29 protein-coding genes are annotated in these 23,641 nt (G+C 72.6%); 14 read left to right on the top strand and 15 right to left on the bottom strand.

What is annotated here, in order from left to right; translation table 11 throughout:
- The first annotated feature begins 159 nt into the window (after positions 1-159).
- The 3 genes from AB0D10_RS25990 (at position 160) to AB0D10_RS25980 (ending at position 2,919) form a co-directional block, all read left to right on the top strand.
- Entirely contained in the window at positions 160-834 is a 675-nt protein-coding gene (locus AB0D10_RS25990; RefSeq protein ID WP_360260657.1) for a response regulator transcription factor, read from the top strand.
- Positions 834-2,084: a HAMP domain-containing sensor histidine kinase gene (locus AB0D10_RS25985; RefSeq protein WP_360260655.1), complete on the top strand. Its 1,251-nt coding sequence runs from the start codon at positions 834-836 to the stop codon at positions 2,082-2,084. Before AB0D10_RS25990 ends, AB0D10_RS25985 begins: the two co-directional genes overlap by 1 nt.
- Before the next feature lie 190 nt (positions 2,085-2,274).
- Positions 2,275-2,919, top strand: coding sequence for a GAP family protein (locus tag AB0D10_RS25980; protein WP_360260652.1), 645 nt, complete (start codon positions 2,275-2,277; stop codon positions 2,917-2,919).
- A 119-nt stretch (positions 2,920-3,038) separates the two neighbouring features.
- Here the strand turns inward: AB0D10_RS25980 and AB0D10_RS25975 are convergent, their stop codons facing one another.
- Positions 3,039-3,782: a hypothetical protein gene (locus AB0D10_RS25975; RefSeq protein WP_360260650.1), complete on the bottom strand. Its 744-nt coding sequence runs from the start codon at positions 3,780-3,782 to the stop codon at positions 3,039-3,041.
- Between the two features lie 155 nt (positions 3,783-3,937).
- Positions 3,938-4,828 carry a hypothetical protein gene (locus tag AB0D10_RS25970; RefSeq protein WP_360260647.1) on the bottom strand — a complete coding sequence of 297 codons (891 nt, stop codon included), beginning with the start codon at positions 4,826-4,828 and terminating at the stop codon, positions 3,938-3,940.
- Between the two features lie 184 nt (positions 4,829-5,012).
- Between AB0D10_RS25970 and AB0D10_RS25965 the strand changes: the two genes are divergently transcribed.
- Positions 5,013-5,222 carry a hypothetical protein gene (locus tag AB0D10_RS25965; RefSeq protein WP_360260644.1) on the top strand — a complete coding sequence of 70 codons (210 nt, stop codon included), beginning with the start codon at positions 5,013-5,015 and terminating at the stop codon, positions 5,220-5,222.
- A gap of 287 nt (positions 5,223-5,509) precedes the next feature.
- Here the strand turns inward: AB0D10_RS25965 and AB0D10_RS25960 are convergent, their stop codons facing one another.
- Positions 5,510-6,388 carry an oxygenase MpaB family protein gene (locus tag AB0D10_RS25960; RefSeq protein ID WP_360260643.1) on the bottom strand — a complete coding sequence of 293 codons (879 nt, stop codon included), beginning with the start codon at positions 6,386-6,388 and terminating at the stop codon, positions 5,510-5,512.
- 208 nt (positions 6,389-6,596) lie between these two features.
- Between AB0D10_RS25960 and AB0D10_RS25955 the strand changes: the two genes are divergently transcribed.
- A complete protein-coding gene (locus AB0D10_RS25955; protein WP_360260640.1) occupies positions 6,597-7,244 on the top strand; it encodes an AraC family transcriptional regulator in 648 nt (215 codons plus the stop codon).
- A 68-nt stretch (positions 7,245-7,312) separates the two neighbouring features.
- Here the strand turns inward: AB0D10_RS25955 and AB0D10_RS25950 are convergent, their stop codons facing one another.
- The 4 genes from AB0D10_RS25950 to AB0D10_RS25935 form a co-directional block, all read right to left on the bottom strand.
- A complete protein-coding gene (locus AB0D10_RS25950) occupies positions 7,313-7,897 on the bottom strand; it encodes a potassium channel family protein (protein ID WP_360260638.1) in 585 nt (194 codons plus the stop codon).
- 675 nt (positions 7,898-8,572) lie between these two features.
- Positions 8,573-8,995: a hypothetical protein gene (locus tag AB0D10_RS25945; RefSeq protein WP_360260636.1), complete on the bottom strand. Its 423-nt coding sequence runs from the start codon at positions 8,993-8,995 to the stop codon at positions 8,573-8,575.
- Positions 8,996-9,080: 85 nt separating this feature from the next.
- Positions 9,081-9,731: a hypothetical protein gene (locus AB0D10_RS25940; protein ID WP_360260634.1), complete on the bottom strand. Its 651-nt coding sequence runs from the start codon at positions 9,729-9,731 to the stop codon at positions 9,081-9,083.
- Between the two features lie 177 nt (positions 9,732-9,908).
- Positions 9,909-10,730, bottom strand: coding sequence for a hypothetical protein (locus AB0D10_RS25935; RefSeq protein ID WP_360260631.1), 822 nt, complete (start codon positions 10,728-10,730; stop codon positions 9,909-9,911).
- Positions 10,731-11,151: 421 nt separating this feature from the next.
- Between AB0D10_RS25935 and AB0D10_RS25930 the strand changes: the two genes are divergently transcribed.
- Positions 11,152-11,964, top strand: coding sequence for a hypothetical protein (locus AB0D10_RS25930; protein ID WP_360260629.1), 813 nt, complete (start codon positions 11,152-11,154; stop codon positions 11,962-11,964).
- A 134-nt stretch (positions 11,965-12,098) separates the two neighbouring features.
- On the opposite strand, the gene AB0D10_RS25925 is transcribed toward AB0D10_RS25930, so the two are convergent.
- The 3 genes from AB0D10_RS25925 to AB0D10_RS25915 form a co-directional block, all read right to left on the bottom strand.
- Complete coding sequence (locus AB0D10_RS25925) at positions 12,099-12,473, bottom strand: DUF6193 family natural product biosynthesis protein (RefSeq protein ID WP_360260626.1); 375 nt, start codon at positions 12,471-12,473, stop codon at positions 12,099-12,101.
- A 218-nt stretch (positions 12,474-12,691) separates the two neighbouring features.
- Entirely contained in the window at positions 12,692-13,090 is a 399-nt protein-coding gene (locus AB0D10_RS25920; protein ID WP_360260624.1) for a hypothetical protein, read from the bottom strand.
- Positions 13,091-13,233: 143 nt separating this feature from the next.
- Complete coding sequence (locus AB0D10_RS25915) at positions 13,234-13,812, bottom strand: TetR/AcrR family transcriptional regulator (protein ID WP_360260622.1); 579 nt, start codon at positions 13,810-13,812, stop codon at positions 13,234-13,236.
- A 91-nt stretch (positions 13,813-13,903) separates the two neighbouring features.
- Here AB0D10_RS25915 and AB0D10_RS25910 point away from each other — a divergent pair, with 91 nt between their 5' ends.
- Positions 13,904-14,350, top strand: coding sequence for a DUF1772 domain-containing protein (locus AB0D10_RS25910; protein ID WP_360260620.1), 447 nt, complete (start codon positions 13,904-13,906; stop codon positions 14,348-14,350).
- A 343-nt stretch (positions 14,351-14,693) separates the two neighbouring features.
- Here AB0D10_RS25910 and AB0D10_RS25905 read toward each other — a convergent pair whose 3' ends face one another.
- Entirely contained in the window at positions 14,694-15,710 is a 1,017-nt protein-coding gene (locus AB0D10_RS25905; RefSeq protein WP_360260617.1) for an alpha/beta hydrolase, read from the bottom strand.
- Between the two features lie 75 nt (positions 15,711-15,785).
- Here AB0D10_RS25905 and AB0D10_RS25900 point away from each other — a divergent pair, with 75 nt between their 5' ends.
- The 3 genes from AB0D10_RS25900 to coaD all read left to right on the top strand — a co-directional run bounded on the left by AB0D10_RS25900 (position 15,786) and on the right by coaD (position 18,317).
- Complete coding sequence (locus AB0D10_RS25900; RefSeq protein WP_360260615.1) at positions 15,786-16,367, top strand: TetR/AcrR family transcriptional regulator; 582 nt, start codon at positions 15,786-15,788, stop codon at positions 16,365-16,367.
- Between the two features lie 198 nt (positions 16,368-16,565).
- The gene (locus AB0D10_RS25895; protein ID WP_360260612.1) at positions 16,566-17,798 is read left to right on the top strand and encodes an MFS transporter; all 1,233 of its coding nucleotides are present in this window, start codon (positions 16,566-16,568) and stop codon (positions 17,796-17,798) included.
- Between the two features lie 72 nt (positions 17,799-17,870).
- Positions 17,871-18,317 (top strand): pantetheine-phosphate adenylyltransferase, encoded by a 447-nt coding sequence (gene coaD, locus AB0D10_RS25890; RefSeq protein ID WP_360260609.1) that lies wholly within the window; start codon positions 17,871-17,873, stop codon positions 18,315-18,317.
- A gap of 223 nt (positions 18,318-18,540) precedes the next feature.
- Here coaD and AB0D10_RS25885 read toward each other — a convergent pair whose 3' ends face one another.
- A complete protein-coding gene (locus AB0D10_RS25885) occupies positions 18,541-19,218 on the bottom strand; it encodes a hypothetical protein (RefSeq protein ID WP_360260606.1) in 678 nt (225 codons plus the stop codon).
- Positions 19,219-19,666: 448 nt separating this feature from the next.
- Here AB0D10_RS25885 and AB0D10_RS25880 point away from each other — a divergent pair, with 448 nt between their 5' ends.
- From AB0D10_RS25880 to AB0D10_RS25865, 4 genes are all read left to right on the top strand, one after another.
- Positions 19,667-19,942 (top strand): hypothetical protein, encoded by a 276-nt coding sequence (locus AB0D10_RS25880; protein ID WP_360260603.1) that lies wholly within the window; start codon positions 19,667-19,669, stop codon positions 19,940-19,942.
- A gap of 260 nt (positions 19,943-20,202) precedes the next feature.
- Positions 20,203-20,664: an SRPBCC family protein gene (locus AB0D10_RS25875; RefSeq protein WP_360260600.1), complete on the top strand. Its 462-nt coding sequence runs from the start codon at positions 20,203-20,205 to the stop codon at positions 20,662-20,664.
- Positions 20,661-21,023 (top strand): helix-turn-helix domain-containing protein, encoded by a 363-nt coding sequence (locus AB0D10_RS25870; RefSeq protein ID WP_360260597.1) that lies wholly within the window; start codon positions 20,661-20,663, stop codon positions 21,021-21,023. The genes AB0D10_RS25875 and AB0D10_RS25870 overlap by 4 nt, the downstream gene beginning before the upstream one ends.
- Positions 21,024-21,088: 65 nt before the next feature.
- Positions 21,089-21,529: an SRPBCC domain-containing protein gene (locus AB0D10_RS25865; RefSeq protein ID WP_360260594.1), complete on the top strand. Its 441-nt coding sequence runs from the start codon at positions 21,089-21,091 to the stop codon at positions 21,527-21,529.
- 99 nt (positions 21,530-21,628) lie between these two features.
- Here AB0D10_RS25865 and AB0D10_RS25860 read toward each other — a convergent pair whose 3' ends face one another.
- From AB0D10_RS25860 to AB0D10_RS25850, 3 genes are all read right to left on the bottom strand, one after another.
- Positions 21,629-22,021 (bottom strand): Imm50 family immunity protein, encoded by a 393-nt coding sequence (locus AB0D10_RS25860; RefSeq protein ID WP_360260591.1) that lies wholly within the window; start codon positions 22,019-22,021, stop codon positions 21,629-21,631.
- On the bottom strand, positions 22,014-22,532 hold the full coding sequence (locus AB0D10_RS25855; RefSeq protein ID WP_360260589.1) for an Imm50 family immunity protein: 519 nt from the start codon (positions 22,530-22,532) through the stop codon (positions 22,014-22,016). Before AB0D10_RS25855 ends, AB0D10_RS25860 begins: the two co-directional genes overlap by 8 nt.
- Positions 22,533-23,075: 543 nt before the next feature.
- Positions 23,076-23,567 (bottom strand): tyrosine protein phosphatase, encoded by a 492-nt coding sequence (locus AB0D10_RS25850; RefSeq protein WP_360260586.1) that lies wholly within the window; start codon positions 23,565-23,567, stop codon positions 23,076-23,078.
- Between the last annotated feature and the right edge of the window lie 74 nt (positions 23,568-23,641).

Here is a 23,641-nt window from a genome sequence, read left to right as displayed (position 1 = left end):
ATCATGAGGTGGTTCGGCAGCTCCCGACGCGGAATGCCCCGGCCCCGGCGCCGCCCGGCGGACGGGCACGACACCCGGCGGCCCGGTGGACGGGCATAACAGCCCAATCACGACCACCCCGGCGTTCATGTTCTTTTCGACCCAGTAGGCTCGCCCGCCATGCGCGTACTTGTCCTTGAGGACGACCCCGAACTCGGCCCCGTGATCACCCGCCGTCTGCGCGAGGCAGGATTCGCCGTCGACTTCGCCACCTCCCTCGCCGACGCCGACTTCAAGCTCGCGGTCAACACCTACGACTGCCTGGTCGCCGACCGCACCCTGCCCGACGGGGACGCGCTCACCCTCCTGTCCGCCCAGCGCAGGGCCGGCTCCGCCCTGCCCGTCCTGCTGCTCACCGCCCTCGACGCGGTCAGCGACCGCGTGGCCGGGTTCGAGCACGGCGCCGACGACTACCTCGTCAAGCCCTTCGCCTTCGCCGAACTCAGTGCCCGCGTCCGTACCCTGTGCCGTCGCGGTCAGCCCGCGCGGCTGCCGGAACTGCGCGTCGGCACCCTGGAACTCGACCTGCCACGCCGCAGGGTACGACGCGACGGCGTACTGCTCACCCTCACCGCCAAGGAGTTCGCCGTCCTGGAGGTCCTGATGCTGCGCGCCGGCGAGGTGGTCACGCGCACCGAACTCATCGAACGCTGCTGGGACGAGCAGACCGAACCGCTCTCCAACGTCGTCGACGTCCTCATCGGCCAGCTGCGCCGCAAACTGGGTCCGCCCTGGCTCGTCCTGACCGTCCGGGGCGTCGGCTACCGGCTCACCGACCCCGCCACGGACCGGTGATGCGGTCCGGTCCCGCCGTCGCACACCTGCAGCGCGTCCGGTGGGCGACGACCCTGCTCTTCGCCGCGACCACCGCCCTGTGCCTCCTGTTCCTCGCGGTCCTGGCGGTGCGCACCGACGCCCGGTCCCGCACGAACGATCTCGACAACGACGTCGGCCGCCGAGCCGACGGCCTCGCCCGCACGCTCTACTACGACGGCGGAGTCCTGCACCTCGACGCCCTGGCGGAGGACGACCTGGCGCTGAGCGCGGAGCGGCTCGCCGTCGTCCGGGCACCCGCGCCCGGCCTGCCCCAGGTCCGCCACGCGTCTGCCGCGCCCGCCGCACGCGCCCCGCTTCCCGACCAGGCCGGGCTGGACGACATCTGGAGGCAGGTCGAGCACGAGCAGGAGACCGTCTTCATGGCCGCCGAGGCCGGTGGCCGGGAGATCCAGTGGGCCGCCGCCCCCGTCTGGGACGGCGACCGGATCGGCGCCGCCGTGCTGGTCGGAGCCGACCCCGCACAGAGCCTGGCCGCCCATGACCGCCTCGTCCGCCGGCTCGCCCTGGGCTGCGCAGCCCTGGTGCTGGCCGCCGCCGCCGTGGGGCACCTGCTGTCCGGACGGGCCATGCGACCTGCGCTGCGCGGACTCGACCGACAGGAACAGTTCCTCGCCGAAGCCGCGCACGAACTCCGCACCCCGCTGGCCACCCTGCGCCTGGTGGTCGAAACCGGCGGCACCTCCCCCGCCCGGGCACCTGCCGCCCTCGACGAAGCGGTCCGCCTCGTCGACCGCCTGGGCCGGCTGGTCACCGGTCTGCTGGCCCGGGCCCGCGTCGAGGCCGGCACCCAGGACGTCGAGCTGACCCCGCTGCGGCTCGACCAGCTGGTCGAACAGACCGTCGAGGAACTGCCGGACAGCACCGGCGTCACCGTCACCACCGAGGCCGTCGTCGTCGACGGCGACCCCGAACTGCTCGCCCAGGCCGTTCGCAACCTCGTGGAGAACGCGCTGCGGCACGGTGGCGGCACCCCGGTCGACGTGAGCGTCACGGCCGGCCGGATCGCCGTACGGGACCACGGCCCCGGCGTACCGGCCGAGGACCGTACGCGGGTCTTCGAACGCCGCGTCACCGGAACGACGAGCACCGGCACCGGAACCGGCCTCGCCATCGTCCGCTGGGTGGCCGAACTCCACGGCGGCACCGCCCGGCTCTCCCCCGCCCCCGGCGGCGGCCTGTACGCGGAACTCCTGCTACCCGTGCGGTGACCCGCCGTGGACGGGGAGGCGGTGGGAGACGGCGGTGTCGGCGTGGCCTGCTTGACGCGCCAGGCCGGGGCCCGCAGAGTCGGGACGCGGCGCCGTACGGGCGCCGGTACCCTGCCCGCCGCGTACGCCGGAGCCCGTCTCCAGGCGTGCCGGGCAGGGCGTCTACCCGATCGAGGGAGGGGCTGAACCGATGGTCGTCGACTTGATCGTGATCGGTACGGCCATCACCCTCGGACCACTGCACAACAGCGCCTTCGTCCTGCTGCTCTCCTCCCTGCGCGGCACCCGCAAGGGCCTCGCCTTCCTGCTGTCCTGGCTGGCCAACCTGGTCGCGGTGATCGCCTGCGTCATGCTGCTCACCGGCGGAACGCCACCCGCCCACGACAGCGCGCCCTCGGACGCCGCCCTCGCCGCCGAGCTCGCGATCGGCGTCGGCCTGGTCCTGTTCGGCTGCTACCGGAGCCGACGCCCTCCCCACCCGCACCAGCCGCCGAGCTGGACCGGGCGCGTCGACAACGCCTCGCTCGCCACCGCTGCCGGACTCGCCTGGCTCCTCCAGCCGTGGGCCCTGGTCGGCGCCGGCGCCGCCACCGCCGTCGACGCGAACCTCTCCACCGCCTACGCCTGGCTCGCCCTGACCGGCTACTGCCTGCTGGCCACCCTCAGCCTCCTGGCGATGGAGCTGTACACCGTCTGGGCCCCGGACACCGCGCACGCCCGACTGGACGCCCTGCGGACCTGGCTCGATCGGCACCAGGACCAGCTGATCATCACCCTCTCGCTCCTGGCCGGGCTCTGGCTCACCGCCAGAAGCATCTACGAGCTCGTCGCCTGACGGCTCACCGGGCGTCCCGGTCCCAGCCGGCTCCGGGCACCGACACCGGCACCGGCCGGTGAGGCACAGGCTCACTGACGGCGCGCCCGGTCAAGCCGTCCGACGGACTCCCCCCTCCGTCACCTGCTCGGCGGGTTCCGGCCCAGGTAGCGAAGGCCCTGTGTGAGGTAGGCCCTCGGGTTGGTGGCCAGGTGTGCCGCCCAGGTGGGCCTGGTCTCGCCACGCAGGTGGGCGTAGCAGGCCAGCGCGTAGCCGAGCCCGCGCTGGCTCAGGTAGCCGAGGCGCGAGTACGACCAGCCCCGGCTGCTCTGACTGAAGGTGAAGGCGGAGTTGGCCGTGAAGATGCCGAGGCCGAAATGGACCGTCAGCAGGTCGGTGAGTGGCTCGTGGTCGCGCCGGTCGGCGGGGATCCGCTGCTCGTCGAGCAGGCGCACGTGGCCCAACTCGTGGGCGATGGTGGCGACCAGCGCGACCGGACGGGCGGCTTGGCGCTGGTCGACGGCGATCACCGGGCGCCCGTTCTCACGCCGGTAGTGCCCCGCGGCGGAGCGGGACCTCCGGGCGAGGTTGAGGTCGGCGACCATGACGTGCTCGCCGTCGTCCGGCTCGATCTCGATCGTCAGCCGGTCGGGCGCCACGTCCAGGTAGCCGCAGATCCGGGTGACCACGCTCCGGATGTCCTCGTCGGAGCCCCGGTACGGTCCCGGGAAGAACTCGGCGGTCGGCAGGACCGGGGCGCGGCGCAGCACCTCACGGCCGAACTCGGCTGCCAGCCAGGCCATGGACTCCTCCACCCAGACCCGTTCGTCCGGGCCGACCGGGCACTTCGGTGAGAACAGCGCCATGGCACCCCCAGTGATCACGGCCTTCATGCACCACGGGCGGGCAGCGCCGACCGCCCGTTCGGACCGGCCTCCTCGGCCTCCCGCCGCCGTGGCATCCGGCGGCACCCGGACACCGCTGCCCCGTCCACGGAACAGCCTCCGAACGCCGCCACTGCCGACCGGACGCCCGCAGGTCAGCCGTCGAGCTTCGCGTACAGGCCGCGACCCGGGCGCTGTGCACGGCCGGCCTTGGTCAGCCGCTCCAGCATGGTGCGCAGCGCGTTCACGGCGCCCTGCCCGCCGTCGATCCGCAGCTCGGTGGCCACCTCCCGGGCGCGCAACGGCCGTTCGGCGCCGGCCAGGACCGCGAGCACCTTCTCGGCGGTGACGCCGGTACTGCGCCGCCTGGATGCGGGCCCGGTCTCCGCGGTCCCGGTCTCCGCGGTCCCGTGCGTCTGCGGCTCGGCTGTCCGGGCTTCGCCCGCTGCCGTGGCGGTGGTCGTCCCGGGCTTCCTCGCAGCCGTCGTCACCCGGGCCCTCGATGTGGCCTTCTTCGCCGGAGTCCTCGTCGCGGCCGCAGCCTTCTTCGTCGCCGCGGTCTTCGCGGTTGTCTCCTTGGTGGTGGTCTTCTTCGCGGCGGTCCTCTTCGCGGTTTCCTTCTTCGCCCCCACGGTCTTCTTCGCGGCGGTCTTCTTCGCGGTGGCCTTCTTCGCGGTGGCCTTCTTCGCGGTGGCGGCCCTCTTCAGCGGCGCCCGGTCCTGGTCCTGGTCCTGGCCTTGGCCCTGCGTCGGGAGCGCCTCGGTTTCGGCGGCCGGCAGCTCGGCAGGCCGCTGCCCCTGCTGCGACGGGGGCGCCACGTCGACCTCTTCACGGGTCGTCAGGGGCGCGGCGTTCTCCACCGCAACGGCGATCTGCGGGAGCGGCAGGCCGGAGAGGGCGCGCAGGCTTTCCAGCGCGCCGCGCAGGGCGTTCTCGTGCGCGACGACGGCAGCCAGTTCGGCCTCCAGTCCCCGCCGTCGCGCCTCGATACCGGGAAGCTCTCCCTCGAGTGCGGAGATGGTGTCGCTGAAACGGCTGTCTGCCACGGTTCCTCGTCTTCCGTCCATGGGGTGTTGCAGGGGACTGTACGGCTTCCGTCCCACTGTCGCTGCCGATGTCACGAAATGTGCCCTGCGAGGGGGAGAGCACCGGACCGGAAGGCACCGGACCGGCCGGGTGATCCCCCCGTGTCACCGATACGGTCCCGGCGTTGGCCTGCACCGGTGGGCGATGCGCCCACCCGCGCCGGGCAACCGCGCGCCGGACCCGATCGGAACGAGGACGTACAACGGCGACGACAGGGCCTCCGCCCTGGTGTCGAGCACCGCCACCCTGACGGGCGTCGACCCCGAGCCGGTGATCTCCGCGACCACGGAGATCCTCCGACGCCGGCCGGACGGCGGCTGGGTCCACGTCGTGGACGACCCGTTCTTCCACTGACCGCCCACGCCCACGCCATCAGGCGGCTTGACTCCCTGCTCGAACGACTCGGCGGCCCGCGTCCGCACCGGCTCCCGGCGCACCCGTCCCGCGGCGGCCGACCCGCCCCCATCCGCAGATCTCACCCACCACCCGGTACAGCCACTGCACCGCACCCATCGGGGACTTCGAGAAGGTTCACCCTGACGAGCCGAGGTCAGTAGGGCGTCACGTTCACATCATCCGGAGTCCCGAGCGGCTTGGGGCGGCTTGCCGGGGTTCCGCACGTTCGAGGCCTGGCGGGGCGCTCATCCGGTGCGCGCAGGGTCGGACATCGCCCACCGGATGGCCCGCACCGCGCCGCGGCCGAAGGGACGGACCACGGCGGTCTCCAGGGAGGACGCCGCCGGAAGTCCGATCAGCGCGCGGTGTCGGGCGGGCATGAGGGCGACCGCGGCGGCGGCCAGGGCGCCGTAGGCCGGGCGGGCCGGGAGCGGCACCGGGGGGTGCAGGAGGAGGAAGCGCGCCACGGCCCGGGCCTGCGGGGTGTCCTCCAGTTCCGGGCCGTAGGCGCGCAGGCGCTCGTCGAGCGCCTTCCGGTCGCGCGGAGGGTCCTCGACGCCCAGGGCCTCGGCCACCCGGGCCATGTCGGCGACGTAGCCGTCGCAGCCGTCGGCGTCCAGCGGGTGCGCGCCGTAGGCCTGGTGGGCGCGCAGGAAGCTGTCGGCCTCGGCGGCGTGGACCCAGCCCAGGAGGTGGGGGTCGCCCGCCCAGTACGTGCGGCCGTCGGCCATCGTCCCGCGGATGCCCGCGTGGACGGCGCGGACCCGTTCCACGGCGGCATCGGCGTCCTCGGCGGTGCCGAAGGTGGTGACGGCCAGGAAGGTGCTGGTCCTCTGCAGTCGGCCCCAGGGGTCACTGCGGTAGCCGGAATGAGCGGCGACGGCCGCCATCGCCAGCGGGTGCAGGGACTGCACCAGCAGCGCCGACAGCCCGCCCACGAACATCGACGCGTCGCCGTGCACGACCCGGACGGGCCGGTCCGGGCCGAACCAGCGCGGCCCGGGCGTGTCGTGGATGCGGCGTCGCACGGCACGCCCGTCGGGGCCCGCGACGCGCGCGAACAGTTCCGCGCCGAGCCGCCCGCGCAGCCGGTCCAGGGGTGTGCCGCTCCGTTGAGCGTCCATACCGGCCACGCTACGGCCCGCTCCGGGCGGTCATCAAGCCCCTGACGGTCGGAGCGGGCGGGCCCGGCGCCCGGGGACCGAGGCGTGGCCCCGCGCCCGGGGGCGCGGCGGCGGGGAGGGCCGCCCGGTGGTGCCACGCCGACCGGTGTCACGCGCCGCGAGGATCCCGACCGGCGCCCTCCGCCGGCCGGGCCCGACGTACGGTCGGGTGGCCGGTCGCGTCGGCGGCGGGTGGGCGCGGAGGTTCCTCCCCGGCTTCACCGCAGCCGAGACCACCGCCCCGGCCGGCTGGCACCTCGACCGCCCTCGCCTCGACCTCGCCCTCCTCGCAGCCGACCACCTCCGCCGCGAACACGACACCGCAGCACGCACACCCCACCTGGCGAACGCCGCACTGCTCACCCACCTCCTGGCGGCACTCATGCTGCGCGCCCTCCCCCACACCCCGGAAGCGACCCGGCCGACCCACTCCGGCGGCCCCGACACGACCGTTTTCCGCGCCTACCGCAGCGCCGTCGAAGAACACTTCGCCGACTGGCACCACGTCGCCGACTACGCGCACGCCCTCGGCTACGACGTGCGCACCCTCACCCGGGCCACCCGTGCCGCCACCGGCACCGGCGCCAAGACCTTCCTCGACCAACGGATCCTGCTCGAAGCCAAGCGCCTGCTCGCCCACACCGACCTCCCGATCGCCGGCTGCGCACGGCGCCTCGGCTTCCGGGACCCCGGCAACTTCACCACCTTCTTCCGCCGCCAGACCGCCACACCCCCGGCCGCCTGGCGCAGCGCGTACGCCGGCACCGGTGTCGGCACCAGTGTCAGCGCCGGCGTCGGCGTCGGCGTCGGCGTTTAACCAGGGGTGCCAACCCCGACGACCAGCCGGCACACCGCAACGGGCCTGATCACGGCGTTCCGCCCGCCTCACCCACCGCCGTCCGTCCCGGCGCGGGTGTTCGCCCCGGCGTTCCTGCGTTCCCGGCTGCGGCGGACCGCACCGACGATGACCTTGAGGGCCAGTCCGAAGACGATCAGGTCGGTGAGCATCTGCACGGTGACCACCAGCTGCGCCGTGTCGGTCTTGGCCGTGATGTCGCCGAACCCGACGGTGGAGAACACGGTGACGGTGAAGTACAGCCCCTGGGTGTGGGAGAGGTGCCGACCGAAGCTGTCCGGGGACTGCGCGGCCATCGTGACGTAGGAGGCTGCGAACAGCAGCAGGAAGAACGGGATGCTGGTGGCCAGCGCCTCGACGGCCCGCAGCCCCGGGTGCCGCGAGCGAAGGATCGAGCGGACCTGGACGGCGATCAGGGCGACGAAGCCGACCAGACCGAGCAGGAGCACGGTGACGGCGGCCGACGTGGAGAAGCGGTCCAGGGGCAGCAGGTAGTACACGGTCACCAGTGCGACGACCGACCCCAGCACGCGCAGCGCGGTCCAGACGACCCTCCGGGAGGAGGGACGGGCTCCCCCCTGTTCCTGAGGGGTCGCTCCGCCGTGCGGGGTCATGACGCCCGCCTCGGCGTTCCGGCCGGGGCGGGCCAGGACGGGTCGGTCGCGTCCCCCGTGATGGCGGAGACCGCACCCACGATGATCACGGCTCCCGATCGCCTTGAGGAACGGCATGACAAACAGCGACATGCGACGGAGGACGGCCGGCATGCCGAGCGGGAGCAGACCGGCGGAGACGGCGCGCAGGAGCCGTCTGCGCCGGGCGGCCTCGCCGGCCGGGCCGTCCCGCCCGGCTGCCGGGTACCTGGCGCGGCTCCCGCGGGTGCCGCGTGCCCGTCTCCTGACGTGCCCGGGGCGTCGTGCGTCCTCATGGTGCGTCCTCCCGGCGATGATCACCCGGATCCGCGATCAGCTGGGGTCCCTGTGTCCACCCTCCCACTGCTGCCCTCGTTCCGGCGCGGCGACGGGGCCCTGCCGTCGCGTCCGAGCGGTCGGTGTCGAGCGCCTGGTGTCAAGCCGCTGGTGTCGAACGGTCGGCGTCGCGCGGGCCCAGGGGCCTGGCCTCACGTGGCACATCCGGTCGGTCACACACGGCAACCACAGGTGCGCGAGATCGCCGTCGGCCTACAGGCCGGCTCTGGTGAGGAGGGCTTCCGCCTCCTCGTGGGTGAGCGCGGGCGGCACGGCGGCGCCGGGCTGGGCGGGCCGGGCTTCCATCCGACTGAAATGTGGTCATTCCTGTGGCGGAGCGTGACCGGCTTCGGCTTGCGTGAAGAAGTTGCGCCCGATTGTCCGACATTGCGTCAATCGGCATGCCCGCTCGCGGGTGGCTACTCCAGAAGCAGCTGTGCGTATGCGAATCCTACCCACCGCGGCCGCATCCGTCGTCCTCGTCATGGTCCAGCCGGGCCTCGCCGGAGCAGCGGCCGACCCCAGTACCACGGTCTCGTTCTCCATCACGTCCGGCGCGCTGTCGATGTCGGTGCCGGTCAGCGCCGCCCTCGGCTCGGGAGCGCCCGGCACCACGATCAGCGCGCCGATCGGCGCCGTGAGCGTCACCGACGACCGCGCCCTCCTCTCGGCCTCCTGGACGGTGACCGCGTCGGCGACGGACTTCGCAAACGGGCCCTCGACGGTGCCCGCCTCCGCCGCCACCTACTCGGTCGGGGTAGTGACGACGACCGGCACCATCAGGCCTCGGACGGCACGGAGGATGGACCGGGATGCCGCCGGCGGATCGCTAGCCGAAGGTGAGCAGGGTCGCCACCGTGTTGCCCTCGGCGTCCAGGCACTCGGTCGCGTCGGACCCGTCCGGGTCCACCAGGATGCCCAGCACGGTGCCGGTGCCGGCCTCGTCCGGGATCATCAGCCAGTCGTTCGCGAAGTCGCCCTCGACCGGCTCCACCGGCCAGTCCGCCGGATCCACCGAAGCCCTCCGGAGCATGTCGCGGAAGTTCTCCAGCCTCCAGTCGGAGCTGCCGGCGGCGCGCGCGTGCAGGACGGCCCAGGTCCGCTTGAGCATCGGGACGGCCGGTTCGACCCACCCGGTGCCGGGGTTCGCGTGCAGCACGGCCAGGCCGGACGGGGTCGCCAGGCGGTCGCCCCAGTCCTGCATCCGCACCGGGACGGTCTCGCAGGGGTGCACCAGAGCGGCCACCGGGGAGCCCGGCGCGTCCGCGCGGGAGACCAGGTAGACCGGCGTGCCGCCGGGCCGCATCGGAGCGCTCGCGCCCTCCGGCCCCAGCGGGTCGTACATCGTGCAGTGGTCGTCGGACCCCTGGACCAGGCCGACCCGTTCGATCCGCCAGCCGTCGATCGTCCACGTCTGCGCGGACGGATCGGCCAGGGCGGTGATCAGTGCGGGCAGGTACTCGTCATCGTCGTAGGACATCCGTCTTCCCCGAAACTCGTAGGTGGTGGGGAGCGTAGACCGTGGCTCCGACATGCGGTCCCGGGAGGCCCGGCTCCGGGGGCGACCGCCGGGACCGACCGGGGGCGACCGGGGGCGGCCCGTACGGTTCCCGCCCGCACACTGCCGCCCTCGGCCTCCTGGGGAGCCGCCGGTCCGTCAGGCGGGAATGTTGATCCCGACGGCCCCGGTCAACGGAGAGAGCTGTTTCACCAGCTTGTCGAAGTCCGCGGTCCGACCGTCGGACCACTGGGCCGTACCGACGAGCATGCCGTGCCCGTGGACCGCGAAGTTCTGCACGAGGCCGCTGTCGGCCGGCAACTGGCGCAGACCCGAGTCCTTGGGCGGGACCTGGACGGCGACCTCGTAGTCGCCGGGGTGGGAGGCCAGGAAGGTCACCAGGTGCAGGGCCTCGACCGGGTCGTTCATCGTGAACAGCGCCAGGTTGTACTGGTTGCCCTCGGCGTCCTTGTACAGCGCCAGGTCGACGCCGAGACAGCCGTGGCCATGCGTGATCAACCCGGCGAGCGTCGGCGCCACGGTGTCCGGGCCGGTGCACACCGGGTTCGCCACGTCGGCCACCAGCGTGTACCCCTGCACCTGCGCCGGAAAGACGGACAGCGGGATCGCCGAGACCGGAGCGTCGGCTGCCGTCAGCGGGGCGTCGGCCGGCGGGGTCACCGCGTGCAGCGCGGGAGCGGACGAGGTCAGTGCGGCCGGGTCGGCCGGCACAGCAGACGTGGCCGACGCGGAAGCCACGGCGGCGGCCGGGGCCGGGGCCGACGGCCGGAGCAGGTACACCACCGCTCCTGCTGCCGCCAGCAGCGCAGCGGCCGCCGGAAGCAGCAACCGACGGCGCCGGTCTCGGCGCGCGGGTTGGTTCGCCCGTTCGGCGGCACTCGGTTCCGGTGCCGCGTTGGTCTTCTCGAACTCCTTGACGAACTCTTCCCACAGGTCGTCACCGGATTCACGCATACTCACAACTTCCACACCTTAGTGATCATCGCCACCCCTGGGAAGACAGGCCCCTTGCCGTTGCGGACGGTGGTGCCGTCGAGCCCGGGTGGTGCACGGTCCAGCGTTACGGGCCAAGGGAGTTCGGACCCTGCCGGGCAGGACTCAGAACGGGGGCTCGTCGTCCCGGGGGCCGGTCGTCGGCGCGGGCGGCCGGGAGCTGCGGACGACAGGGAGTCACAACAGCGCGGGCGTCCGGACCCGGTAGTCGAGATCGGCAACGTCCACGGCGGCACCGTAGCCCCTGGCTCTGACACTCCGGGTGTCCCAGGTGACCGTCGATGCGGCCGGGTTGCGAGTTCATCGGGAGTCAGCGCCCGGTCGGTCGGGGATCGGCAGGGGAGTACCGTGGCGCCGTCCTGTCGGAGCGGTTCGGGGGAGGCGCGTCATGCCCAACAGTCGGATCATCGCATCGGCGCTGAACGGCGACGCGGAGGAGCTGAGACGGGCCGTCGGAACGGGAGGCCTCATGTGCGTCGCACCCGAGCTGTCGAGCGTGTTCGTGGTCCGGACCGCCGCCGACGGCGCACAGACGGCAACGGTCGACCTTCCCGGCAGCACCGCCTTCGTCCGGCTGCCCAGGTCGTTCCGGGTACGACGGATCGGTCACGACAGCGAACGCTTCACCCTGACCAGCGCCGACGGACGGTCCGTCACCGGCACGCCACGGCAGTTCAGCACCGGCTACAAGGTGATCGCCGAGGAGCACAACCCCTGGTACGAGCAGCACGTCGAAGAGGCCTTTCTGGCGACGGGCCTGCGCCCCGAAAGCCTGCTGCCGACCCGCATCCTCCACGTGTGCACCGCCCCGGAGCCGGCCGAGCCCCGACCGGAGGGCCGGACCGCCGGGACCGCGGCGGCGGTCCCGGGACGGCGGCTGGAGATGTGGTTCGACAGCGCCGGACCGGAGAAGACCGCCGAACTGCTGCCCCACGCACGCCGGCTCGTGGCCGAGTTCGACCGCATCCGCCGCGACGGCACCGCGTTCATCTGGACCGCGTTCGCGGAGGGCGACGAGACCGAGGAGGAGAAGGCCCGCTTCCCCGAGGTGATGACGCCGCACACGCTGGTCGTCTACCGCTCGGGAGACTTCGAGGTCCACTTCGAGGAGCCCGGGAACCGCTACTTCATGGACGGCTACTGGCCGGCCGTCCAGTACCGCGCCGACCTGACGCCCGTCCACGTCACGATCGAGGCCTGACCCCGTCGCCACGGAATCCCGCTCGGCCGTGACCTGGCCGGGGCGGACCGCCACGACTCCCGACGCCGGCCCGCACCTTGGACCGCCTCGATGGCCAGGGGCCGCCGCCCCAGGACATCACGGCGCACCCGGGCTCAGCCGGCCGCGTGCACCAGTTGTTCGACCCTGGCGACGGCTTCGTCGGCACTGGCTGTTTCGAGCTCCTCCACCGAGGACACCCCGTCGGCCGTCGGCAGGGTGCAGACCAGGTAGCGCCCCTCGGGCACGAGCGCGACGGCGACGGTGAGGACGTCCCCGTTGCCGGCCCACCACTGGGGCCCGGTGCTGAACCGGAGCGTCGCATGACTCGTGAACGGGTAGTAGCGGCTCAGCGACGTGCGCCTCGCGGCCAGGACCAGGTCGTGCAGGATCGGCGGAACCCATGACCGGCCGGGAATCCGGCAGGAGTCGTCCTGGTCCGCTGCTGCCCGGATCTGGAAGTCCCACGCCTCACTCAAAGGATCGCTCACGACTGGCATTCTGCCGTGGTCGTCCGTCCTCGGGAAGGTGGCGCCGGGGGCGTGCTGCCGTGGTCCCGTGAGGTCGCCGGGGTGCCTGCCGCGTCGGCCGGGACCCCGCACGGACCCGGGTGCGCTGCCGCCCGGCGGCGGTGCACCCGGGTTGGTGATCAGCGGAGGCGGGCGCAGCGCAGCGGGTGCGGGCGCAGCGGCTTTGGGCGCAGCGGCTTTCAGCCGAGGCTGATCGGGTCGGTGCCGAAGGTCCACGCGTTTCCGGACCTCGCGTAGACCTGGATCGGGGTGCTGCCGTAGTCCTCGCCGGAGATGTAGTCGCACTGGCCGGGCGCGAGGACGGGGGTGACGTGCCCCGGGCTGGTGACGTTGTCGCCCGCCGTGTCCTTGATCCAGAAGTAGAAGCTGTTCGCCGAGCTCTGGTGGTTGCACAACTGGGCGGACACCCACGGGTTCTCGTCCACCGTGTGCCAGCCCGTGATCTCCACGCCGTGCGCGGAGTTGGAGTCGGATCCGGTTGCGGCGGACGCGCTTCCCGACGCGAGCGTCACACCGGTGACGGTCAGTGCGGTCACCGCGGTGAGGGAGGCGAGTCGGCGCCCCAGCTTGAACTGCATGTCTACCCCTTCGGTCGGACGGGCCGGTTAGGCCTCCATCGTCCCCGCGGGACGTGTCGGGCGGCCACGACGTTGACCGGACGTTCGCCGGACGCTTCCGACTCCGGACGACAGGGGTGCCGCGTGCCCGTCCGGGCGGTGCGTCAGACCACGGCGAGCCGGTCCACCAGCAGTTCCACCCTCCATTCGGTGTGCTCCGGAGGCAGCCGTCCCGCCCGGGTCAGGGTGGCCAGCCCGTGCAGGGCCGCCCAGAACGTCTCGGTGAACAGTCCCGTGTGGACACCGTCCCCGGCGACCTCGCCGAGGCTCTCCAGCAGGGCGGCGAAGGCGTCCTTCAGGGGCTCGGGGGTGTCCTCCCGGGCGAACGCGAGGCCGCCGTCCAGCCGGAACATGGCGTCGTAGACCGCCGGGTTGCGTTCGGCGAAGTCGAGGTAGGTGCGGGCGAGGGCGGCGACCCGGGCGCGGGGGCCGTCCGCGGCGGAGGCTGCGGCCCTCAGCGCCACGGCCATCTCGGCGGCACCCTCCAGGGCGACGGCGCCGATGATCTCGCGCTTGCCGCGGAAGTGGCTGTAGAGGACGGGCTGGCTGTACTCGATGCGCTCGGCGAGCCGACGGGTGGTGACCGCGTCCCAGCCCTGCTGCTCGGCGAGTTCGCGGGCCGTCGCCACGATGAGGCGTTCGCGGCTCGCCCGCTCGCGCTGCTTGCGTTCCTGTACCGACATGATTCGATCCTAGCACCGCTAGACAATCAAGCGGCAGCAGCGCTAGCGTCATCTCATCATCTAGCGGCGCTAGATCCCAGGAGGGATCATCATGCTCGACGCATTAGAGGTCGTCACCACCGTGCTCGTCGGCCTGATGGTGGGGGTGGAGTTCTCCGTCGCCTTCGTCATGAACCCGATCTTCAGCAAACTCCCCGAGGACAGCGACCAACTCGCCCGCGCCCACGGGGGCCGGATGCTCGGAGCCCTGATGCCGTTCTGGTACATCGGCTCGCTCGTCCTGAGCGCCGTCTGGGCCGTCGCCGGATGGCACCGCCACGGCACCGGCCTCGTCGTCACCGCCGGCGCGCTGCTGATCCTCAGCGTGATCATGTCGGTCCTGCTGCTCGTCCCGATCAACAACCGGGGCAAGACCTGGACCCCCGAGAACAGGCCCGAGGACTGGAAGGAGCAGATGAACCGCTGGAACCGCTTCCACTACGCCCGCGTCGCCGTCATCGTCGCCGCCTTCACCCTGCTGGTCGCCGCCCTCGTCTGAGCCGCCCGCCGAGCCCGGCCGGCCGATCGTCCGGGCCACAGGTGGCGGGGGACGTTCAGGGGTGAAGGACGCCGGACCGCCGGTGAACCTCCGATCCGCCGGGCCCGCGGTACCCGACTCGGCGACCCGCACCCGGCACTCGGCCTTGTGGCCGGCGGCCGACTTCCTCCGCCGCTCGCGCTCGGAGACAGTCGAGCTGCCGGACGGTCCGGAGCACCGGGAATGGAGCAACGGGCATGAGTCAACGGGCATGGAGCAAGGGCCGATCGGGAGGAGTGGGCACGACAGGCCGTGGCCTGCCGTGACCTCCCCCTCCCCCGGCCCGCCCGTCGGACTCGCTCGGTCAGCGGCCGTCGGGGCGGCCGAGGGCGTCGCGGAGGAACTCGGTGATCTCCGCCCGTGCCGCCTCGGCCTGCGGCACGACGGCCGGCATGCTGACGAAGGCGTGCGTCGCCCCGGGGAACTCGCTCAGCCGCGCGGGCGTCCCGGCCGCGCGCAGGCGCTCGGCGTAGCGGCGGCCGTGGTCGGCCAGCGGGTCATGGGTCGGCACCACCACCAGCGCCGGGGCGAGCCCGGTGAGACTGTCGGCGTGCAGCGGAGACAAGGCCCGGGGATCGGTTCCCGAGGGGACGGCGAGCCGGTGCAACAGCCGCAGTTGGGGAACGGTCAGGGTCGGGCTGTGGGCGTGCTCGGCGACGGAGGGGTGGTCGAGCATGGTCCCGGTCACGTCCGCGACGGGGTTGACCAACACCTGTGCCCGCAGTGGCAGGCCGGCCTGCCCGGCGCGGATGGCGACCAGGGCGGTGATCAGTGCGCCGCAGCTCTCGCCGAACACGGCGATGCGCGCCGGGTCGACGCCCCAGTCGGCGGCGTGCCTCACCAGGTGGTCGAGCGCGTCCCAGCCGTCGCCTGCGGCGGCCGACAGCGGAGTGTCCGGGGCGAGGAGGTGGTGCTCGACCGAGACGACGAGGGCCGGCAACCGGGCGGCGAGATGGCTGTTGATCCAGTCGCTCTGCACCGCCGTGCCGACGAACCCGCCGCCGTGGACGTGGAGCACGAGGGGCAGGGCCGCCGCCCGGTCGGTGGAGCCGGCGCCGCGTTCGCCCACCGGCCGGTGGACCCGCACGGGCAGGCGACGGCCGGACAGCTCCAGCGACTGCCAGTCGATCGCGGCACCGGGGTCCGGCATCCCGGTGATCGCCCGCATCTCGGGCGACGCCCGCCTGCGGTTCTCCGCCTCGCGGTAGGCGGCCAGTTCCTCGTCGGTCATCGCCGCCCAGTCCGGCTCGCCCCCCAGTGCCTGCTGCCGCAACCCGTTGCCGGTCGCCGACGGCCGGCGCGCACTGTTGTCCCCGTTCATGCCTTCTCCCTCCCGCATGATTACGCTACCTTAGGTATCGATACCTAAGGTAGCGTAACTGACTATGGTGAGGGAATGACTGCGACAACTCCGCCCGCCCGACCGCCCGGACGCCCGCGCGCCGGCCTCGACGCCGAGGTCTTCACCGCCACCCTGAGCACGGTCCACGAGATCGGCTACGCGCGCGCCACGGTCGAACGCATCGCCACCGCGACCGGCATCGCGAAGACGACGATCTACCGCCGCTGGCCGTCGAAGGGCGCGCTGATCGTGGACTGCCTCCTCGACGCGTTCGGCCCGGCTCCGCTGAGAGAGGGCGCAGACCAGGCCGAACTCATGTCCTCGACCATCCGCTGGATCGCCGCGACGATCGCCGAGCCCGGAGTGGGCGACGCGTTCGCGGGCGTGTTCAGCGACGCCGTCAGCGACCCGGCCCTGCGCGAGATCCTCTCCGCACGGTTGCAGGACCCCTACCGCCTCGCCCTCCAGGACGCTCTCGACGAACCGGAGAACAGGGTCCTGTTCTTCATCGACGTCGTCGTCGGCACTCTGCTCCACCGGATGGGCATGACCGGCGAACCCATGGTCGATGCCGATGTCGACGCCTTGGTCGCGATGGTGCTGCCGCACTTCGCCCGCGACGTCGACCCGACCTGACCCGACCCGACCCGACCTGACCTGACTCGACCTGACGGTGGATCACCGGCCCGGCAGCACGGACCGCTGCCACGACCGACGCAGCCGGCGTCGGGAAGGGCTCGCAGGCCACACGAAGACGAGGCGGACACCGGCGCACCCGCCACACCCCCGCTGATCACCGACCGACATTGGCGATTCACGAGAACAGGAGGCGCCGTGCCGCGCTCCGAACCACTGCCCCGCACCGTCCGCCTGCTGTTACTCGCCCGGGTCGTCAACCGACTCGGGGCCTTCTCACTGCCCTTCCTCACCGCGCTGATCAGCGCCGACCACGGCGCGAGCCTGACCACCGCCGGGCTGGTCAGCGCCGCCTTCGGACTCGCGACGATCCCCTCACGGCTGGCCGGAGGGCACCTGGCCGACCGGATCGGCCGGCGCACGACCATCGTGCTCGGCCTGGGCGGATGCGCCGCCGCACAGCTGGCGATCGCTGCCTCCGCCTCGCTCACCTGGGCAGTCGCCGGGGCGGTGCTGCTCGGACTGGCCTTCGAGCTCTACGAGCCCCCGAGCCAGGCGATCATCGGCGAGTCCGTGCCGGAGCAGCACCGGGTGCGCGCGTTCAGCCTGTTCAGCGCCGCGCTCGCGGCAGGCGCCATGGGCGCCGGACTCCTCGCCGCGCTCCTCGGCCGCTGGGACCTGCGCTGGCTCTTCGTCACCGACGCCGCCACCTGCCTGGCCTGCGCGCTGCTCATCCGCCTGGCCCTGCCCCGCGACCGCCCCGCACCACCCGGAGCGGACCAGGACGCCACCGCCGTACGGCCGCTGCGTGACCGAGCCCTGCTGAGCGTCCTGGCCACCGGAACCGCCTACGCCCTGATCAACCAACAGGCCGTGATCACCCTGCCGCTCGCACTCGCACGGCAGGGCCTGCCCGCCGCCGACGCCGGGCTGCTGTTCACCGCAGCCGCGGCCACCACCGTACTCGCCCAACCACTGATCCGACTCCCCTGCGCGACCAGGCTCACCACGCCCGTCACACTCGCCCTCGCCCACCTCCTCCTGGCCGCAGGACTGACCGGCTACGCCCTCAGCCGCACACTGCCGGCGCTGCTCACCTCAGCCGCCGTGACGAGCCTCGGCGATCTGCTGGTCATGGGTCGTGTCTACGCGCTCGCCACCGACCTCGCGCCACCCGGCGGAACCGGACGCTACCTGGCCGTCTTCGGCACCAGCTGGGGCGTCGCCGCGACCCTCGCACCCGTCCTCGGAACCCAACTGCTCGCCCACGCGGGGACGACCGCACTGTGGTCGGCCATGGCCGCGTTCTGCCTCCTGCTCGCCGCACTGCACCTTCGGGTGACACCCGAGCCGGCCCGCTCACGGCAACGACGCGAACCCGGGGAACGCAGGGCGGCCGAGCCGGTGGCCGCACCCCGCCCGCAAAGCTGACCGACCTCAGAAGAAGCCGCCACCCGGGATCCGCAACGGCTGCGCGGGGCCCGCTTGTTGACCTTTTCGATCGTGCGAGCCCTCTTCCCGGGATCCTTCGACCCGGTCACTCCAGGGCACCAGGACGTTCTCCACCGCGCCGCCCTCCTGTTCGACGAGGTCGTCGTCTGCGTGATGTTCAATGCGAACAAGACCGGCCGCTTCCCCGTCACCGAACGGCTTGACCGGCTCCGCACGGCAGCCACCGACCTGAGCAACGTCACGGTCGACTCCCACACCGGCGGCCTGCTGGTCGACTACTGCCACCGTGTCGGAATCGACGTCGTCATCCGCGGAGTCCGCGACGTCCACGACCTGGACCACGAAATGCCGATGGCCCGAATGAACTACGAACTGGCCGGAATCGAAACGGTCTTCATCACTGCGGACCCCGCCCTGCGCCACATCTCCTCCACCCTCGTCACCGCGATGGGTCAGGCCCTGCCCTTGGCCGGGCAGAGCGGGCGGTCGCGTTCGTAGCGGCGGACGATCCGGCGGTAGCCGGTGAGCCTGCGGGCAGCGAGCCCGGATCCGCTGCTTGTGCACGCTCTGACCGGTGCCGTTGAGCCCGTTCCTGCCGCCGACGCCGCCGCGAGGTTCTTCGTCGCCCCCGGCCCGATGGCCGCGGTCGGCATCGGGCGGCGCCGAGCCGGGCGGCCCGTACCCGGACGGGTGCCGCCCGCCGCGCCGCCCTCCCCGGCGGTCAGGCCTGCTCGTAGTGCGCGAGGTATAGGGCGAGTTCGCCGTCCACGGTTTCGTCGCCGTAGCCGTGCAGGGCGCACCACAGGCGGTTCTCCACCCAGAAGCGGTACGCGAACTCCTCGAAGGAGGAGGCGCACCGGGCAATGGATCCGAACCAGTCCACCGGAGTGGCCGGTTCGTCCCAGCCGGGCGCGTCTTCGAGGTCCAGCGGGGAGGCCACCACGAAGGCGTCGCCGGTGGGGCGGAGGTAGAGGTACCAGTGCACGCAGTCCTGCTGGTCCCGCAGGAAGCGGACCAGGAAGGCACCGGGCTCGACCGGGCTCGGTATCGGCGAGGAGACGTCCGTCCAGCAGGCCGTGGCCGACACCGCGTCCAATGCACGGGCGCTGTCAGCGCCGGTCTGGAACGCGATGAATTCGGCGGGCAGCACGATCCCGGCGTCCGCGAGCTCGGCGGCGACGGCGTTGAGGTGCCGGGCCGGCTCCGGCACCAGCGGGCCGGTGCCGCCGAGCCACCCGAATCCGCCGTCGAAGCGGGCCGGGTCCAGTGGCGGCAGCGTGTCCGCGTCGTACCACTGGTACGTGCCGCCGCACGGGCGGTGCGGGCCGAGGTCGGTGGCGCACCAGAGGGTCTGGAAGACGGGGTGGTGGGTCGGCTCGGTGTCGGTGGCGGCGGTCACGATGCGCTCCTCGGTACGGGCTGCTGCGTCATCCGCCATCCTGCCGACCGGGACTGACAATCCGCCTCGCCCGGCCGGGGCCGGTGGAGCGCCTCTGCCCGAACTGCCCGGCGGGCCCGCTTCCTGACTCGGCTTGACTTCGCACACGCCCCGCCACAACCATCACGAACCCGGACTCCAAGAACGATCCCCATTCGCTGACATGGTCGGACGGGACCTACACCTTCGTTGTCGCCACTGGCGCCCCACCGAGGCTCTCGGACGAGGAACTCGTCCACGTCGCCGAGAGCCTGGGGTGACCGACACCACGACGACGTCCGGTGGGGCCTCGCTCTGCGGGCCGGCCCCGCGGCAACAACGCCTCGGCGGACTGGAGGACCGGGCACTGATCGGTCCGGCTGTCCCTCGACGCGCCGATCGGTGCGGGGCCCTGGGTAGAGTCCGGACAGTGACTGAGAACCGGGGCCGTCGGCCGAAGATCGACGAGGATCGTGGCGTCGAGGACGTGACTCTGCTCATCCTGGAGTGGCTGGGTGAGCAGGGCGTGAATGCCATGATCAGGGTGGATGCCGCGCGGGTGGCCGACAACGCTCCGGCCTGGACGTTCGCCGCCAGTGGGGGTCCCCTGGAGCACGGGCTGCGCGCTGACGGGCGCACCGTGCAGCAGTGCATGTCGGGTGCCCTGTCCAAGCTGCGCGGGGCGGGACTGCCGGTTCCGTTCTGATCGCCGGCCCGCCGGTTCGGGGAACCCGGCCGGGCTCCGAGCCGGGTGCGCACCCGGCCCCTCCGGTTCGTCACGGCAGGGTCCGTGCCCGGCCGGGGCCCGGGCGACCGATGCCCGGCCGACCGATGCCCGGGCGACCGATGCCCGGCCCCTGCCGCGCCGAACACCCTCCTAGAGCAACCAAAGGTTGCACATCTCGGTGGAGCGGTCTACCGTTATATGCAACCAAAGGTTGCGAATACCCGAAGGAGGAGAGCGGGATGGAGTACGGCAGCATCGCGCGGGAGATCCACGTCGAGGCCACGCCCGAGATCGTCTACGAGGTCATCAGCACCCCCGAACACCTGCGGGAGTGGTGGCCGGACGAAGCCGACCTCAAGCCGGCCCCGGGAACCACCGGGGTCATCTCGTTCGGCGTGGGGACACCGGACGTGCAGGTCGCACCGCTCACGGTGGTGGAGGCCGACCCGCCCCGGCGGTTCAGCTTCCGCTGGGCCTACGACCAGGGCGAGACCGCGAAGCCCGGCAATTCCCTCCTGGTCACCTTCGACCTGGTCCCGTCGGACGGCGGCACGCTGCTGCGCTTCACCGAGACGGGATTCCGGGAGAAGGGCTGGGAGGCGGCCGTCCTGGAGGAGACCTACCGCGACCACGCCAACGGCTGGGACCACTTCCTGCCACGCCTCGTCACGTACGCCGCCCGGGTGGTGGCGCACCCGTGAGCGCGACGGTGAACGCGGCCGCGGGCGTCGCCGTCGACGACGAGCTCTGGTCCGCGGTGGGAGACCCCATCCGGCGCCGGATGCTCGACCTGCTCCTGACCGACGACGGCGGCACGGCGACCACCCTCAGCGAACAACTGCCGGTCACCCGCCAGGCGGTCGCCAAGCACCTCGGCGTTCTCGGCCGGGTCGGCCTCGTCCACGACACGCCCTCCGGACGCGAACGCCGCTACGAAGTCGACGAGGCGCAACTCGCCCGCGCCGTCGCCCAGTTGTCGTCGGTCGGCGCCGCCTGGGACGCCCGCCTGCACCGCATCAAGCGGATCGCCGAGGCCATCCAACGCAGCCAGGAGAACTGAGCGCACAGACCCCACCACACGAGCGCGCCCGATCGTGGGCGCCCGCACGAGAGAGAGGTACCGCCATGGCGGACATCCTGCACCGGATCGGTGTCACGGCACCCCCGGAGGCCGTCCACGCCGCCCTGACCACGGTCGACGGACTGGCGAGCTGGTGGACCGAGGAGACGGACGGCGACCCCGGCGTCGGCGGAGTGGTCCGGTTCCGCTTCGGCCCCGGCGGCTTCGACATGAAGGTCCTGGAGACCGAGCCCGGCCGGCGGGTGCTCTGGGAGGTCATCGACGGCCCCGAGGAGTGGATCGGCACCCGGATCCGCTTCGACCTCAAGCAGGAGGACGACTTCACCATCGTGCTGTTCCGGCACGAGGACTGGAGGGAGCCGGTCGAGTTCATGTACCACTGCAGCACCAAGTGGGCCACGTTCCTGATGAGCCTCAAGGCCGTGCTGGAAACCGGTACGGGTGCGCCCGCACCGCGCGACGTCAAGATCAGCAACTGGCACTGAGCGCCCGCGCCGGGTGACGTACCGCGAGAAGCGCGGGCCGGGGCCGGGGGCCGTGGGCCGTGGGCCGTGGGGCTTCCCCCCTCGGCCCACGGCCGTGCGTCACTCGGCGCCCCAGAGCCGTCCGACCGGCGGCTCTGCGCGGATCCCGGCCGCCACGAAGGACACGTGCTTGCCCCGCCCGGCGAGCACGACCCTCCTACCCGTGAGCGTGGCGTCGGTCGTGGGCCAGCCCGACCAGGCGTCCACCTCGAAGTCCGTCACGCCGACGCAGACCAGCACGAACTCGACCGCGTTGTGGCCGCGCTCCCGCCACCGGTCCGCGGCACCGGCCGGAACGGCCCGTGCGGAGAACCGCAAGGTCACGGACGCTTCGCGTTCGTCGACCAGGACGGAGTCCAGGCCGTAGTCGCTCAGCGGGGGCGGCGGGGAGCCCAGCACCTCGCGGACCGTCCCGGGGTTCACCAGCTCGGCGGACCAGTCGTGGTCACCCATGGAACACCTTCGCGGTCGTGGGCGGCAGCACGCTGCCGAACAGGCGCCGGTCGATCGGGCTCACGAACCACCGCTCGGCCGCGTACGGTCCGGCGTCGCCGGGGCGGGTGGCGTAGGCGTTGAGGTGCTTCGCCGTGACCTCGGCGTACGCGGTGAAGTCCAGCGAGAACCCCCGGCCGCGCACCCCGACCTCGATCCGCCGCTCCCGGTCCCGCAGATAGCGGCTCACCTCGACATCGACCACGGTGGCACCGGGAACGCCCCGCATCCGCAGGTCCTCCTCCACCGCCGTGAACCCGATCTGCGCCTCGAACCGGTCACAGCCCGCGTCCGCCCAGGCCTGCGGGGCGAGGTCGGGAAAGGACGGGAACTCGACCCGCAACGTCACCCCGGCGCCGCGCGGATCCAGGTGCACCGACCGCAGCACCAGGCCCTCCAGGGGCGGCACTTCGGTGTAGAGCGCGGTCAACTGCTCGGAGCGCAGGAGCGCCGGCCACGCATCGACCGTCATGGGCCCGCCCTTCCCGTCCGGATACCTCGCACACCGTCGTGACCTGGGATGATACTGCCCATCCCGGATCCGGTGGGTGCCCGAGGGCAGGAGCGGCCCGACCTCGTCCCTCCCGGCTCGGCGCCCACACCGCAGCCGGCCCACGCGAGACGCACCTCGTGGGGCGTCGTCGTGGCACGCAACGGCCCGCCCCGGTCCAACAGGTACCGGGGCCCTGCCCCCACGTACCGGCGACCTCCCCCGTCGCGGGGGGCCGCGTCGGCCACGAGGTCCCGGCCACCGATGATCGGGCGGACCTCCAGGATGCCCTCACCGGACGGTGGGCACACGATGTTCAGGCGGAGAAGGTCAGGTTCCAAGGGCATCGGGCCATGGTCACGAAGCCCGCCGCGGCTGTCACGCGATTTTGCGTGACCTCCGGGCGTCGCGGGGCGGGGCGGGGCGACGTCGGCGCGGTCGAACAGCCGCTGGTCAGGCGGCTTGACCCGCCGTCTGGTCCCGGCCGGGCGGGGCAGGCGGCCGGGCGCAGCGGGCGGCAGATTGTCAGGCCGGCTTGAACAGATCCACCGTCCATTCGCGCTGCTCTGCGGTGTCCGGCACGGCGAGCCCGCGGGCCCGTTCGATCCGGTCCCAGGCGGTGTCGGGGTCGACGCCGTTGAGGATGAGGAGTGCGGCCGCGAGGAGGGACGAGCGTCCGGTGCCGGCCCGGCAGTGGGTGACGACGTGGGCACCGTCGCGCAGCCGTTCGGCCAACCCGTGCAGGGTGGGCAGGATCGCGGTGCGGTCGGGGACGGTGCGGTCGGGGATGGGTATCGCGACGAACCGCAGCCCGGCCGCGGCGGCGATCCGGGGTTCGTCCGTGAGGCCGAGTTCGTCGAGTTCGGGGCGGGTGAGCGCGCAGACCAGGACGTCGACGCCACAGTTCCTGAGCGCGGCCATCTCGTCTTCGAGCCAGTCGTTGCCGCGCGGTCGGGCCATGGTGCTCAGTCGGCCCGGGCCGGGGAGGTCGACGGTGAAGAGGGCGGGGGTTCGCATGTCAGCAGCACTTTCGGTCGGTGGAGCCGGGTGGCAGTCGGACGGTCGGTCAGGGGTGGGGCTCGGACGGTCAG

This window comes from Kitasatospora sp. NPDC048545 (assembly GCF_040651155.1).
Taxonomy (GTDB): Bacteria; Actinomycetota; Actinomycetes; order Streptomycetales; family Streptomycetaceae; genus Kitasatospora.
This window is presented reverse-complemented; position numbering and strand designations above follow the sequence as displayed.